9 protein-coding genes are annotated in these 14,103 nt (G+C 73.0%); 2 read left to right on the plus strand and 7 right to left on the minus strand.

Features of this window, described 5'->3' with window-relative positions; translation table 11 throughout:
- Positions 1-20 precede the first annotated feature (20 nt).
- The 7 genes from manA to ACFVHV_RS26000 all read right to left on the minus strand — a co-directional run bounded on the left by manA (position 21) and on the right by ACFVHV_RS26000 (position 10,053).
- Positions 21-1,358, minus strand: a complete 1,338-nt coding sequence (manA, locus tag ACFVHV_RS25970; protein WP_380353854.1) for a mannose-6-phosphate isomerase, class I — start codon at positions 1,356-1,358, stop codon at positions 21-23.
- Positions 1,359-1,378: 20 nt separating this feature from the next.
- Entirely contained in the window at positions 1,379-2,311 is a 933-nt protein-coding gene (locus tag ACFVHV_RS25975; protein WP_380353857.1) for an ROK family protein, read from the minus strand.
- Between the two features lie 66 nt (positions 2,312-2,377).
- Positions 2,378-5,419: an alpha-mannosidase gene (locus ACFVHV_RS25980; protein ID WP_380353859.1), complete on the minus strand. Its 3,042-nt coding sequence runs from the start codon at positions 5,417-5,419 to the stop codon at positions 2,378-2,380.
- Positions 5,420-5,475: 56 nt separating this feature from the next.
- Entirely contained in the window at positions 5,476-6,732 is a 1,257-nt protein-coding gene (locus tag ACFVHV_RS25985) for a glycosyl hydrolase (RefSeq protein ID WP_359904777.1), read from the minus strand.
- Positions 6,733-6,791: 59 nt separating this feature from the next.
- Positions 6,792-7,706 carry a carbohydrate ABC transporter permease gene (locus ACFVHV_RS25990; protein ID WP_380353862.1) on the minus strand — a complete coding sequence of 305 codons (915 nt, stop codon included), beginning with the start codon at positions 7,704-7,706 and terminating at the stop codon, positions 6,792-6,794.
- A gap of 6 nt (positions 7,707-7,712) precedes the next feature.
- Complete coding sequence (locus ACFVHV_RS25995) at positions 7,713-8,585, minus strand: carbohydrate ABC transporter permease (RefSeq protein ID WP_380353865.1); 873 nt, start codon at positions 8,583-8,585, stop codon at positions 7,713-7,715.
- A gap of 178 nt (positions 8,586-8,763) precedes the next feature.
- Entirely contained in the window at positions 8,764-10,053 is a 1,290-nt protein-coding gene (locus tag ACFVHV_RS26000) for a sugar ABC transporter substrate-binding protein (protein WP_359904768.1), read from the minus strand.
- Positions 10,054-10,204: 151 nt separating this feature from the next.
- Between ACFVHV_RS26000 and ACFVHV_RS26005 the strand changes: the two genes are divergently transcribed.
- Together ACFVHV_RS26005 and ACFVHV_RS26010 are read left to right on the plus strand one after the other, a co-directional pair.
- On the plus strand, positions 10,205-11,407 hold the full coding sequence (locus ACFVHV_RS26005) for a LacI family DNA-binding transcriptional regulator (protein WP_380353868.1): 1,203 nt from the start codon (positions 10,205-10,207) through the stop codon (positions 11,405-11,407).
- 244 nt (positions 11,408-11,651) lie between these two features.
- Positions 11,652-14,096, plus strand: coding sequence for a discoidin domain-containing protein (locus ACFVHV_RS26010; protein ID WP_380353871.1), 2,445 nt, complete (start codon positions 11,652-11,654; stop codon positions 14,094-14,096).
- Positions 14,097-14,103: the final 7 nt, after the last annotated feature.

Here is a 14,103-nt window from a genome sequence, read left to right on the forward strand (position 1 = left end):
CGGGCGGCCCTCGGGTGCCGCTACCCCGTGGTGGCCCGGAACAGCTCCGCGCCCGGGCCGGTCAGCTCGACCGGCCCGGCGCCGGGGCGCAGGTAGGCCGACGCGCCCGCCGCAAGGGGGAGTTCGGCACCGCCGGGCGTTCGCAGCCGGGCCTGCCCGGAGACGCAGAGCAGGATCTGCGGGGTGGGGAGGTCGATCCGGGCGGCGGCCGGGCCGGGGCGCAGGCGGGAGAGCCTGAACTCCTCGGCGGGGGAGGGGAAGACCTCCTCGACGCCGGTTCCGGTGCCTGTTCCACCACTCGGGCCGGAGCCGGAGCCGGAGTCGTCCCCGAGCCGGCGCGGCACCAGCACCTCCGGCTCCCCGGGCCGGAAGGACGTGACCGCCAGCAGACCGTCCACGTCGACGTGCTTGGGGGTGAGCCCGCAGCGCAGCACGTTGTCCGAGTTGGCCATCAACTCCACGCCCACGCCATGCAGGTAGGCGTGCGGAACCCCGGCGTCCAGGAACAGCGCCTGCCCGGCCGCGAGCCGGACGTGGTTGAGCAGCAGCGCGGCGAGCAGTCCCCGGTCACCGGGGTACTCCTCGGCGAGGCGGGCGTACGCGGCGCAGCTCGCGCCGTACGGTCCACCGGCGGCCGCCGTGCGGCGCAGGGCCTCGGTGACGGCGGCGAGTTCGCCGCCGGAGGCGTGCGGCCCGGAGCGCAGCAGCTCGGGCAGCACGGCCTCGGCGGGCCGGGCGCGCAGGGCGGCGGCCCAGGGGGACAGCACACCGAGCGCGTCCAGCAGCCGGGCGGTGGCGGCGGTGGGCCGGAAGCCGCAGAGGGCCTCGAAGTCGCCGAGTGCGCAGATGAGTTCGGGCTTGTGCCCGCGGTCCTTGAACACCCGCTCCGGCGCGTCCGCCGGGATGCCCCGGGCCTGCTCCGCCGCGTACCCTGCCTCGGCCTGGGCGCGGGTGGGGTGCACCTGGAGGGAGAGCGCCCGGTCGGCGGCCAGCACCTTGAACAGGAACGGCAGCTCCGGGCCGAACCGCCGTACGGTGTCCGGTCCGAGCAGGCCTTCCGGGTCGGCCGCGATCAGCCGGTCCAGCGGCTGCTCTCCGACACCGACACCGACACCGACACCGACACCGACACCGACACCGGCGCTGTCGCCGCCGAGGCCGGACAGCAGGGACGGCGCCGACGGGTGGGCGCCCAGCCAGAGTTCGGCCTGCGGGCCGCCGTCGGGCGCGAGGCCGGTGAGCGCGGGGATCGCGGTGGGCGAGCCCCAGGCGTAGCGGCGGACGGGGTTGCGCAGGAGGGCGAACGGCGCGAGAGCGGGCCGCGGCGAAGCGGGTGGCGGAAGGGCGGTCGGCGGCATGCGGTCGGCTCCGGGGAGGCTCAGCGGCAGAGGGCGGCCGCGCCGATCAGCCCGGCGTCGGTGCCGAGTTCGGCGCGGCGCACGTCCAGGCCGCGGATGTACGAGAGGGCGGCGTAGCGGTCCAGGTGGCGGGCGAGCGGGGTGAACAGCACGTCCCCGGCGCCGGCCACGCCGCCGCCGACGACGACCCGGGAGAGGTCCACCAGGGCGGCCGTGGCGGCGATCCCGGCGGCCAGCGCTCGGGCGGCGCGGTCGAAGGAGGCGAGCGCGACGGGGTCGCCCGCGGCGGCGGAGGCGGCGACGGCGCGGGCCGTCCGGTCGCCGTCCACCGGCTGCCAGCCCTGGGCGAGCGCCCGGCGGGCGATGGCGGTGCCGCTGGCGAGGCCCTCCAGACAGCCGCGCGAGCCGCACGGGCAGGGTTCGCCGTCCAGGTCGACGGTGATGTGCCCGAGGTGGCCGGCGTTGCCGCTGGGGCCGGGGCGGACCGCGCCGTCGAGGACCAGTCCGGCGCCGACCCCGGTCGACACCACCAGGCAGAGCGCGTTGCCGGCACCCCGGGCCGCGCCCTGCCAGTGCTCGGCGGCGGCCATCGCGACGCCGTCCCCGGCGAGGCGGACGGGCAGTGTGCGCGCTGCCACCGCGGGGTGCGCGGCGACCTCGGCGACCAGCGGGAAACCGCGCCAGCCGGGGATGTTGACCGGGCTGACGGTGCCGTCGGCGAGGTCGACCGGGCCGGCGCTGCCGATCCCGACGGCCGTCACGGCGGCCCAGTCGGCCGTGCCGGAGAGTTCGTCCAGCACCCGGTGCACCACGGCGAGCACGGCCGCGCCCGGCTCGGCGGCCGGGGTGGGCAGCTGGAGCCGGTGCCGCAGCCGTCCGTCGGCGTCGACCAGTGCCCCGGCGATCTTGGTGCCGCCGATGTCGAGGGCGGCGAACAGCGGGGTGAGCGGCACGGTGGGCTCCAGGAAGTAGGGGGCGGCGCCCCGGCCGAGGGGCCGGGGCGCCGAACAGCGTAGACGTCAGGCCGTCGCCCGCAGCCGCAGGGTGACCAGCTCGAACGGGCGCAGCGCGAGGCGCACCGTGCCGTCCTCGACGGACACCTCGCCGCGGGTGCCGTCCCAGGGCCGCTCCAGCAGGTCGCAGGGGACGGCGCCGGCCAGCGGGAAGGAGGTGGTCAGCCGGCCCCGGGCGCGGCCGCCGCCGGCCTCGTAGACCCGGACGATCAGGTCCCCGCTGCGGTCGTCGGCGAGCTTGACGGCGCTCACCACCAGGGCGTCGTTGTCCAGCTCCACCAGCGGCGCGACCTGCTCGGCGCTGCCGGTGACCCGCCGCTCGGGCAGGCCGATCCGGTAGCCCTCGCGGACGGCGTCGCCGATCGCCGCGCCGGGCACCAGGGCGTGCCGGAAGCGGTGCAGGCCCTGGTCGGTCCTCGGGTCGGGGAAGCGCGGGGCGCGCAGCAGCGAGAAGCGGACCGTGGTCGTGGTGCCGCCGTCGTCGGGGCGCACGGTGCGGGTGACGTCGTGGCCGTAGGTGGAGGCGGTGACCAGGGCGACGCCCCAGCCGGGCTCGTCGAAGTGGACGAAGCGGTGGTTGCACGCCTCGAACTTGGCGGCGTCCCAGCTGGTGTTGGTGTGGGTGGGCCGGTAGAGGTGGCCGAACTGGGTCTCGGCGGCGTAGCGCTCGGTGTGGACGTCGAGCGGGAAGGCGGTCTTGAGGAACTTCTCGGTCTCGTGCCAGTCGACCTCGGTGTCGATGTCCACGCGCTGTTCGCCGGCCGGCAGGGTGAGGGTCTGGACGACGGTGGAGGAGCCGAAGGAGCGGGTGATCCGCGCCGAGGCCGCGGCGGGGGACGCGGTGGCGGTGAGCGAGTCCACGCCGGTCAGGTCGGTGACGGTGTTGCGGTAGAACTGGTCCACGTCCCAGGCGTCCCACATGTTGGGGAAGTCGGGGTGCAGCTGGAGCAGGTTGGCCCGGCTGCCGGGGGCGACGGTCTCCCGGCCGGTCGCGAGCTCGACCACCGAGGCGATCAGCCCGTCCGCGTCCACGACGACCTCCAGCAGGCCGTTGCGCAGCGTGAAGCCGCCCTCGGCGCGCTCGACGGCCTCGCAGGTGCCGCTCGGCGGGGCGGTGGCGCCGGCCCCGCCGCCCGGCACCGCCGAGCGGGCGTGCGGCGCCGCGTTGAACACCAGCTCGCGCCCGCCCGAGGGCGCCCCGGCCAGTGCCTGCTGGGCCGCGCCGATCAGCCCCTCCAGCTCGCCGGCCAGCGCCGCGTACGTCGCCTCGGCCTCGCGGTGCACCCAGGCGATGGACGAGCCGGGCAGGATGTCGTGGAACTGGTGCAGCAGCACGGTCTTCCAGATCCGGTCCAGCTGCTCGTACGGGTAAGCCGCGCCGGTGCGCAAGGTGGCGGTGGCGCACCAGAGTTCGGCCTCGCGCAGCAGGTTCTCGCTGCGCCGGTTGCCCTGCTTGGTCTTCGCCTGGCTGGTCAGGGTGGCCCGGTGCAGCTCCAGGTAGAGCTCGCCGACCCAGACCGGCGGGTTCGGGTACTCGGCCTCCGCCTTGGCGAAGAACTCGGCGGGGTTCTCCCAGCGGACGGTGGCCGAGCCCTCCAGGTCGTTCATCCGGGCCGCCTTGGCGACCATCTCGCGCGTCGTGCCGCCGCCGCCGTCGCCCCAGCCGGTCGGGGCGAGCGAGTGCCGGGCGACGCCCTTGTCCTTGAAGTTCTTCGCCGCGTGGGCGATCTCGCTGCCCTTCATCGAGCAGTTGTAGGTGTCCACCGGCGGGAAGTGGGTGAAGATCCTGGTCCCGTCGATGCCCTCCCAGAGGAAGGTGTGGTGCGGGAACTTGTTGATCTGGCTCCACGAGATCTTCTGCGTCAGCAGCCACTTGGAGCCGGCGTTGCGGATGATCTGCGGCAGGCCGCCGGCGAAGCCGAAGGTGTCCGGCAGCCAGGCCTCGTGGTTCTCCACCCCGAACTCGTCCAGGAAGAACCGCTTGCCGTGCACGAACTGCCGGGCCATCGCCTCCGAGCTCGGCATGTTGGTGTCGGACTCCACCCACATGCCGCCCGCCGGGACGAACCGGCCCTCGGCGACGGCCTTCCGCACCCGCGCGTACACCTCGGGGCGGTGCTCCTTGATCCAGGCGAACTGCTGGGCCTGGGACATGGTGTAGCGGAAGTCCGGCTCGTCCTCCAGCAGCGCCGTCATGTTGGCGGTGGTGCGGGCCACCTTGCGGACGGTCTCGCGCAGCGGCCAGAGCCAGGCCGAGTCGATGTGCGCGTGGCCGATCGCGCTGATCCGGTGCGCGGAGGGCACGGCGGGCGCGGCCAGCACCGCTTCGAGCTGCGAACGGGCGGCCGCGGCAGTGCCGTTGACGTCCTGGAGGTCGACGGCGTCGAGCGCCCGCTCGACCGCGCGCAGGATGTCCCAGCGGCGGGCGCCCTCCACCGGCAGCTCGGCCATCAGCTCGCCGAGCACCTCCAGGTCCAGCACCAGCTGCCAGACCGTCTCGTCGAAGACGGCCAGGTCCATCCGGGCCAGCTTGTACTGCGGCTGGTCGCCGGACGTCTCCTTGTCGCCCAACTCGGTGGGCAGGAACGGGTGGTAGTCCAGGATGACGGGGTTGGAGGCGGCCTCGACGTGCAGCAGCACCTGTTCGCCGCCGGCCGCCGGGGCGGCGATCCGCACCCACTGGTTCTGCGGGTTGAGGCCCTTCACCGGGGAGCCGTCCGGGCGGTAGACCAGGCCCTCGCACTGGAAGCCGGGCATGTTGGCGTCGAAACCGAGGTCGATCAGCGCCTCGACGGTGCGCCCGGCCCAGGCCTCGGGGACGGTACCGGTCACGGTGATCCAGCTGGTGCCCCAGGGCGCGCCCCAGGCGTCGCCCACCGCGATCGGGGTGCGCGGAGCGGCCAGGCCCTCGGCGACCGGGACGGGCTCGCCGGGGGCCGTCCAGATGCCGACCTCCAGCGGGACGGACTCGGGGTACACGGCCGGGCGAATGCGCTCGTCCAGGACGCGCTTGAGGCGGGACTCGACCAGGGTGCGGTCATCGTGCATGTCAGCGGGCTCCGTTGCGGGCTGGGTTGCGGGCTGGGTCGCGGGCTGGGTCGCGGTCAGAGAGAACGTACGTCGCAGGGGTGGACCACCTCGGTGATGCCGCGCGCGGCGAGGTGGACGCGGTCCTCGGCGCGCTCGGCGAGGACCGCGGTCGGGCGGGCGCCCGCCTCGGCGAGGCGCATGAACGCCTCGTACGCCGAACCGCCGGGGCCGCAGACCGAGCGGCCGGGCGAGGTGACCTCGTCGCCGGTGGCGACCACCACGGCGGTGCTGCGCGGCTTCGGCGGCTGCCAGGACCGGCGGGCCTCGGCGGCTGCCTCGGCGAGCCGGGCACCGGCCGGCTTGACCCTCCGGTCGGTGGTCAACAGGCCGAGGCTGTACTCCAGTTCGGGGAAGTCGGCGAGCGAGCGGTCCACGTCGTGCGAGCACCACCAGGTGACGCCCCACACGTCCGGGCAGTCCAGGACGGCCTCCACGGTGGCGCCGGTGAAGCGCGCGGCGTCCTCGGCCGTGATGTGCGGGGCGGGCGCGCCGACCTCCTGCAGCCAGACCGGGCGGGCCGGGTCGTCCGCCCAGGCCTTGGACAGCTCGACCAGGTACGCGGCGTGCTGCGCGGTGGCGGTGGAGTGCGCGCCGTAGCGCTGGGCGGTGCCGTTGAACACCCAGGAGTGCACGGCCGTCGCGGCGCCGATCCGGGCCGAGTGCCAGGGCGTGAACGGGTGCTCGTCCAGGTACCAGGCCGCGTCGTACGAGGCGTGCAGGTGCAGCCGGCCGGGGGCGCCCTGCTCGCAGGCGTCGAGCATCCGGCGCAGCCAGGCCTCCGCCTCGGCGGGGGTGGCCCGGTCCGGGTCGGGGTGCGGGGCGCCGGAGAACTGGTTGATCTCGTTGCCGAGCGTCATTCCGAGGAAGTTGGGCCGCTCGTGCAGCGCCCCGGCGAGGGTGCGCAGGTAGGCGGCCTGGCCGTCGAGCACCTCGGGGTCGGTGAAGATGTTGCGCCGGTGCCAGGTCCGCGTCCAGGACGGGAGGAAGTCGAAGCTGGACAGGTGGCCCTGCAGGCCGTCCACGGCGACGTCCAGTCCGCGCTCGCCGGCCGCGTCCACCAGGGCCGTCAGCTGCTCGACGGCGCGCGGACGGATCAGGGTGCGGTTGGGCTGGAAGACCGGCCAGAGCGGGAAGACCCGGACGTGGTCCAGGCCGAGGGCGGCGATGGAGTCGAAGTCGGCGCGCACGGCGTCGAGGTCGAAGTCGAGCCAGTGGTGGAACCAGCCGGCGCTGGGGGTGTAGTTGACGCCGAAGCGGGGGGCGGTGGCCATCGGAGGGCTTCCTCAACGGGTTTGGGGCGTACGGGCGGTGGGCCGATCCCTGGGGCGGGCTATCCCTTGACGGCTCCCTCCTCCACGCCCTTGAAGAAGAAGCGCTGGCAGACGCCGAACACCACGACGATCGGCAGGAAGGCGATCATGGTGCCGGCCGCGATCAGCCGGGGGTTGGCGGAGAAGGTGCCGTTGAGGTACTGGAGCCCGACGGTGAGGGTGTACTTCTGCGGGTCGTTGAGCACGATCAGCGGCCACAGGAAGTCGTCCCACGCGCCGATGAAGGTGAAGATCACGATCACGCTGAGCATCCCGCGCACGTTCGGTAGACCGATGTGCCACAGCCGCTGCCAGACGTTGGCGCCGTCCACCAGCGCGGCCTGGTCGAGTTCGGCCGGCACGGCGGCGAAGGCGGTGCGCATCAGCAGCACGTTGAGCATCGCGATCGAGCCGGGCAGCGCGACCCCGGCCAGGCTGTCGGCCAGGCCGAGACCGCGCACCAGCACGTACTGGGAGACGATGGTGACCTCGCCGGGCAGGATCAGGGTGGCGAGGAAGAGGCCGAGGACGAGCTTCGCCCCGCGGAAGCGCAGCCGGGCGAGCGCGTAGCCGGCCAGGGTGCAGCCGACCACGTTGCCGGTGATGCAGACCACGGCGACGATCACCGAGTTGAGCGCGTAGGTCCACACCGGGATGACGTCGGCGACCTTGCCGTAGTTGCCCAGGGTGGGCTGGTCGGGCAGGAAGCTCGGGGTGCGGGTGTACACGTCCTCGGCGGGGCCCTTGAGGGAGGTGGACAGCTGCCACAGGAAGGGGCCGATGACCAGCAGCAGGACCAGCACCAGGAGCAGGTAGCGGGCGGCGGTCTGCGCGGTGGAGGGGGTGTTGAAGCCCCGGGAGCGCCTGGCGGGCCCGATGGGGCCGGCGGGCTCGGTGGTCGCGTCGTGGGACCGGGACGTACGGACGGTGGTCATGGGAGGTCAGGCCGCCTTCCGGTTCAGCCGCATCAGGAACAGCATCGGGCCGAGGGTGACGACGAACAGCAGCAGGCTGAGCGCCGAGGCGTAGCCCAGGTGCCCGTTGAAGCCGCGGCTGTACATCTGGATCAGCATCACCACCGACATGTCCCGGCCGCCGGGGCCGCCCAGGCCGTTGGAGAGCACGTACAGCTCGGAGAAGACGCGCAGCGAGCTCACCGAGATCAGCGCCGAGATCAGGATCATGGTCGGGCGCACCCCGGGCAGGGTGACGTGCCAGAACCGGTGCAGCGGGCCGGCGCCGTCCACGGCCGCGGCCTCGTGCAGCTCGCGCGGGACGTTCGCGAGCGCGGACAGGTAGATGACCATGTAGTAGCCGAGGCCCTTCCAGACGGTCAGGGCGATCGCGCTGAACAGCAGCAGCCAGCGGTCGGTCAGGAAGGCGACCGGGGAGCCGGCCAGCCCGGCCTGGTGCAGCAGACCGTTGGCCAGGCCCCGTTCGTCCAGCACCCAGCCCCAGATCAGTGCCACCACGACGGCGGAGGCGATCACCGGGGTGTAGAAGGCGGTGCGGAAGAACGTGATGCCGGGGATCCTGCGCTGCACCAGCAGGGCGAGCAGCAGCGGCAGGACGGTCAGCAGGGGCAGGCAGACCAGCATGAACACGATGCTGTTGAGCAGGGCGTCGGCGAGCTGCTCGTCGTCCAGTAGCCGGCCGAAGTTCTCCAGTCCGGTGAACCGCCCGCCGCCCAGGGGCTTGGCGTTGGTGAAGGACAGGATCACCGTGTTGACGGCCGGCCAGAGGTTGAAGACGGCCAGCCAGACTATCGCGGGCCCGGCGAGCAGCCAGGGGGTGAACCAACGCCGGTGGGTCATGCCGTGCCTTCCTGGGGCCTGGGGGTGGTGCGGGTGGTTCCCGGGAGCGGCGGGCGCGGGGGAGCCCGCCGCCGGTCGCCGGTACTTCGCCGGTACGGGGTGGCGTGCGGTGGGGGTTCCGGCGGGACGCCGCGGGCCCGGCGGGGTTCGGGCGAGGCCTCGGTGGGGCCCGGTGGGGTCAGCCCTTGAGCAGCTTGTTGCACTGCTCGACGGCGGTGTCCAGCGCCTGCTTGGAGCTGGTGTCGCCGCTGATGGCCAGGGCGAACTGCTGCTTGATGACGGTGCCCATCGCGTCGTCCACCTCGACGGGCTGGATCAGCTTGGCCTTGGCGAGCGAGGTGAAGGCGATCACCTTGGCGTCGCCCGCGTTGGTGCCGTCGCTCCTGCTGAAGAACGGGTCGTTCGCGGAGGCCTTGGTGGACGGGAAGACGCTGGTCAGGTGGGCGAAGGCGGCCTGGTTCTCGGGGCTGGTCACCCAGCGGGCGAGGGCCACGGCGGCGGCCGGGTTCTTGGTGTTCTTCGGGATGGACAGGCCCTGGACGTACAGCGGAGGGGTGGCCATCGCGGGGGAGGAGACGACCTTCGGGGCGAGGGTCGGGTTGTCGGTGGCGAGGCTGGTGATGTAGTTGCCGCCGCCGGTGGTCCAGGCCACCGTGCCGGAGCTGAAGAGCTTGGAGTTGCCGGCGTAGGTGTCGGTCAGCACTCCGTTCGGCATCAGGCCCTCCTTGAAGGCGTCGCGGTACTTGTCGAGCAGTGCGGCGGCCTCGGGGGTGTTGAAGGTGAAGGACTTGCCGTCGTCGGACATGATCTTCACGCCGATGTTGTACAGGTCCCCGATGCCCGGCTTGCGGCTCATCAGATAGGTCTGGCCGCCGGACTTCTCCTTCATCGTCCGGGCCTGGGCGATCAGCTCGTCCAGACTGGCCGGGGGCTTCTGCGGGTCCAGGCCGTTCTTCGTCAGGAGCTCCGAACTCCAGTAGTTCACATCGGTGTTGAGGTACCAGGGGTAGCCGAAGGTGCCCTGGTACCCGTTGAACCGGTAGGCGTCGACGCCGCCGGGGACGTACTCCTCGGCGAGCTTCGGGTCGGCCTTGGCGACGTCCAGCAGGACGTCCTTCTTCGCCAGCGGGAAGGCGAAGTCCGGCGGGAGGTTGACCACGTCGGGCAGGCTGCCGGCGGCGGCCTGGCTGAGCACCTTGTCGGAGTAGCCCTCGCCGGGCTGGTCCAGCCAGTCGACCTCGACGCCCGGGTACTTCTTCTTGAAGCCGTCGATCACGCCCTGCATGTAGTCGGTGAACTTCGGCTTGAGCGCCCAGGTCTGGAGCGAGACCTTGCCCTTGACCTCGCCGGTGGCGGCCGCACTCGCCACCGCGTCGCTGTCCTTGGTGTCGCCGGAGCCGAGTCCGCAGCCGGTGAGCGCGGCGGTGGCGAGCGCGGTCGTGGTCAGTGCCGCCCAGATTCTTCGCATGAGGGTCTCCCGGTCCTGGGGGTGGGTGGGGGATCGTGCCGAGCTCGGGGGTTGTGCCGGATTCCGCAACCTGACTAACTAAACCGGTCTAGCTATGCCAGGGACTATGCTCCCGCCTAAACTTGGATGTCAAGAGAAGGAGTCGGGTTCAGTGGGCAGACCGACGATCGCCGACATCGCCCGCCGGGCCGGTGTCTCCAAGGGCGCGGTGTCCTTCGCGCTCAACGGCCGCCCCGGCGTCAGCGAGGCGACCAGGGCCCGGATCCTGGGTGTCGCCGAGGAGATGAACTGGCGCCCGCACAGCGCCGCGCGCGCCCTCGGCGGAGCCCGGGCCGACGCCGTCGGCCTGGTGATCGCCCGGCCGGCCCGCACCATCGGCGTCGAGCCGTTCTTCAGCCAACTGCTGTCCGGGCTCCAGGCGGTGCTCTCGGCCAGGGCGGTCGCGCTGCACCTGATGGTGGTCGAGGACACCGCCGCCGAGATCGAGGTCTACCGGGGCTGGGCCTCCGAGCACCGGGTGGACGGCTTCATCGTGGTCGACCTGCAGGTCAAGGACCCGCGGCTGCCGGTCCTCGACGAACTCGGGCTGCCCGCAGTGGTGCTGGGCGGGCCCGGCAAGGGCGGCAACCAGCTGCGGATCTGGGCCGACGACCGGGAGGCGATGCTCTCGATCGTCGACTACCTGGCCGCCATCGGGCACCGCCGGATCGCCCACCTCGCCGGGCTGCCGCACTTCCAGCACACCCAGCGGCGGATCCGCGCACTGCGCGACGCCTCGCGCCGGCTCGGGCTGGAGGAGGCGGTGTCGGTGCCCACCGACTTCAGCGACGCCGAGGGCGCGGCCGCCACCCGGACCCTGCTGTCCCGGGCCAGGCGGCCCACCGCGATCGTCTACGACAGCGACGTGATGGCCGTCGCCGGGCTCGGCGTGGCGGGGGAGATGGGCGTCGCGGTGCCCGGCGAGCTGTCCATCGTCTCGTTCGACGACTCGGTGCTCGCCCGGATCGTCCACCCGCCGCTGACCGCGCTCAGCCGGGACACCTTCGCGCTCGGGGAGCAGGTCGCGCGCAGCCTGCTGGCGGCACTGGACGAGGCCGGGCCGGGGCGGGACCTCCAGATGCCCACGCCGCGGCTGACCGTGCGGGAGTCCACCTCGCCGCCGGGGGCCGTGCCGGCCGGCCCCCCGGAGGCCTCCTCCGGCGCTTCGCCCGCCGGGCCCGCCGGTCCTGTCGACGCTTCGCCCGCCGGTCCGCCTTCCGGTTCTGCGGCCGGTTCGCCCGCCGGTTCCGTCGCGGGTTCCCCCGGCCGGGTGGATGCTGCGCGCATCGTTGACAGCGGTTCTGAACCGGTTTAGCCTCGCAGCGCCGAGCGGGCTCCGCTCGGCGCGCTCCGCCGCACTCCGTTCGGCTTCCGCCGCCCGTCCCGCTCCCCGCCGCGCCCGTACGTTCCCGTACCTTCCCGTGCGCTTCCGTGCGCCGAGGAAGCCCGGCGGCGGCGCGACCCCCACTCGATCCAGCACCGGCACGCCCGCATGCAGTCGGGCCCGTCCGCGACGGCGGGCCCGCCCCCACCCTCCTCCGCTCGATCGGAGCCACCGCATGTCACGACGCCTCCCCCTGCTGCTCGGCGCCGCCCTCGCGACGGCCGCGCTGACCGCCGTCCCCGCGGCCCGGGCCGACCCGATACCCGCAGCGGCGCCCGCCGTCACCGTCGGCTCGGGCACCCAGCCCTTCGCCTCGTACTGGTACCCCAACAGCATCCTGACCTGGGACCCGGCCACCGACCCGGACGCCCGCTTCAACCGCTCCCGCGTCCCGCTCCAGCCGCGCACCGGCGACCCGGCGCTGCGGGCCAACCCCAACGCCCGTGCCGGCGAGGGGAAGATCGCCTCCCTGGTCTCCTTCGGTCCCACCTCCAACAACCCCTCGCAGGGTTCCGCCGATCCCAACTACTACGCCTTCGGCTACTGGCAGTACGTCGACAAGCTGGTGTTCTGGGGCGGTTCGGCCGGCGAGGGCCTGATCCTCGCCCCCAACCCGACCGTGATCGACGCCGCCCACCGCAACGGCGTCAAGGTGTACGGCACGGTCTTCTTCCCGCCCGGCGCGTACGGCGGCCAGCTCCAGTGGGTGCGCGACTTCGTCCAGAAGTCCGGCAGCCGCTACCCCGTCGCCGACAAGCTCGTCCAGGCCGCGCAGTACTACGGCTTCGACGGCTGGTTCATCAACCAGGAGACCGGCGGCGGCGATTCGGCGCTGGCGGGCGAAGTGCGCAACCTGATGCAGTACACCAAGGCGCAGAGCGGCACCGAGTTCATGTGGTACGACGCGATGACCACCTCCGGCTCCGTCAACTGGCAGAACGCCCTCACCTCCGCCAACTCGCCCTTCCTGCAAGAGGGTTCCAAGCGCACCTCGGACTCGATGTTCCTGAACTTCGGCTGGTCGGCGAGCGGCCTGAACTCCTCCCGGGCGCTGGCCCGGCAGCTCGGCCGCAGCGAGTACGAGCTCTACTCCGGCATCGACACCGAGGCCAACGGCTACAACACCGGCGTGGACTGGAACACCCTCTTCCCGTCCGGGCAGCCGCACACCACCTCGCTCGGCCTCTACCGCCCGGAGTGGACCTGGAAGTCCGCCACCGACCGCGCCGACTTCTACGCCAAGGACGCCCGCTACTGGGTCGGCGCCAACAACGACCCGTCCCGGATCGACCTCTCGGCGGGCTGGCCCGGGCTGGCCGGCTACGTCGCCGAATCCTCGCCGATCACCGCCAAGCCGTTCGTCACCAACTTCGACACCGGGCAGGGCGACTTCTACAACGCGGCCGGCACCCGGGTCGCCACCGGCGGCTGGAACAACCTCTCGCTCCAGGACGTCCCGCCCACCTACCGCTGGGTGGTGGAGTCGACCGGCAGCAGGCTCACCCCGTCCGTCGACTTCACCGACGCCTACCAGGGCGGCTCCTCACTGCGGTTGAGCGGAAAGCTCGACGCCGCCAACACCGTCCGGCTGTACCAGGCCAAGCTGCCGGTCGCCGCGAACACCAGGCTGGACCTGGTGGTCAAGACCCCGGCCGCCGGGCCCACGAAGCTCAAGGCCGCCGTGTCGTTCACGGACTCGCCGAGCAGCTTCACCACGGTCGACGTCGGCGCCAACACCGGCAGCGGCTGGGAACGGCACACCCTCGACCTCTCCCCGTACGCGGGCCGCACCGTCGCCCAGATCGCCCTGCGGGTCGAGGGCAGCGACCCGGCGTACGACCTCCGGGTCGGACAGATCGCCCTCTACGACGGTGCGGTGGAGACCCCGGCGGCCCCGGCCGGCCTCACCGTGCTCGGTGCGAGCGACGTGACGGCCGGCTCCAGCCAGTCCCTGCGGCTGTCCTGGACGGCGGCGCCCGGCGGCAACGTCCACCACTACGAGGTCTACCGGCGCAACGCGGACGGCAGCCGCAGCTTCCTCGGCGCCACGCCCAACGACGCGTACTTCGTCGGGCGGCTCGACCGGGCCGGCAACGAGAACGCCACCACACTGGACGTCGAGGCGGTGTCCACCACCTACGGGCGCTCCACTGCCGCCTCCACGACCGTCAGCTGGAACGGCACCCCGCCGACCTCCGTCAACCTGGCGCTCAACCGCCCGGCCACCGCCTCCGGCCAGTGCAACGCCAACGAGGGCCCGGCCAAGGCCGTCAACGGCAGCGTCGGCGGCGGGACCGGCGACAAGTGGTGCGCGCTGACCTCCGCCAAGTGGCTGGAGGTGGACCTCGGTTCGGCGAAGCAGCTGTCGAAGTTCGTGGTCAAGCACGCGGCGGCGGGCGGCGAGAGCGCCTCGTACAACACCCGTGACTTCGCCGTCCAGGTCCGCTCGGGCGCGAACGACCCCTGGACGACCGTCGCCGACGTCACCGGGAACACGGCCGGCACCACCGCCCACCCGGTGAACACCACCGCCCGGTACGTCCGGCTGGTGGTCAACACGCCGACCCAGAACGGCGATCCGGCCGCCCGCATCTACGAGTTCGAGGCCTGGGGCGCGTAGCCCCGCT

The sequence above is a fragment of the Kitasatospora sp. NPDC127116 genome (assembly GCF_042677365.1).
GTDB classification, from domain to species: Bacteria; Actinomycetota; Actinomycetes; order Streptomycetales; family Streptomycetaceae; genus Kitasatospora; species Kitasatospora lactacystinica.

Excerpts from the sequence above, each read along its gene's own strand:
- ACFVHV_RS25985 (WP_359904777.1), bottom strand. The coding sequence starts at position 6,732 with ATGGCCACCGCCCCCCGCTTCGGCGTCAACTACACCCCCAGCGCCGGC.
- ACFVHV_RS25990 (WP_380353862.1), bottom strand. The coding sequence starts at position 7,706 with ATGACCACCGTCCGTACGTCCCGGTCCCACGACGCGACCACCGAGCCC.
- ACFVHV_RS26000 (WP_359904768.1), bottom strand. The coding sequence starts at position 10,053 with ATGCGAAGAATCTGGGCGGCACTGACCACGACCGCGCTCGCCACCGCC.
- ACFVHV_RS26010 (WP_380353871.1), top strand. The coding sequence starts at position 11,652 with ATGTCACGACGCCTCCCCCTGCTGCTCGGCGCCGCCCTCGCGACGGCC.
- ACFVHV_RS25995 (WP_380353865.1), bottom strand. The coding sequence starts at position 8,585 with ATGACCCACCGGCGTTGGTTCACCCCCTGGCTGCTCGCCGGGCCCGCG.
- ACFVHV_RS25980 (WP_380353859.1), bottom strand. The coding sequence starts at position 5,419 with ATGCACGATGACCGCACCCTGGTCGAGTCCCGCCTCAAGCGCGTCCTG.
- manA (WP_380353854.1), bottom strand. The coding sequence starts at position 1,358 with ATGCCGCCGACCGCCCTTCCGCCACCCGCTTCGCCGCGGCCCGCTCTC.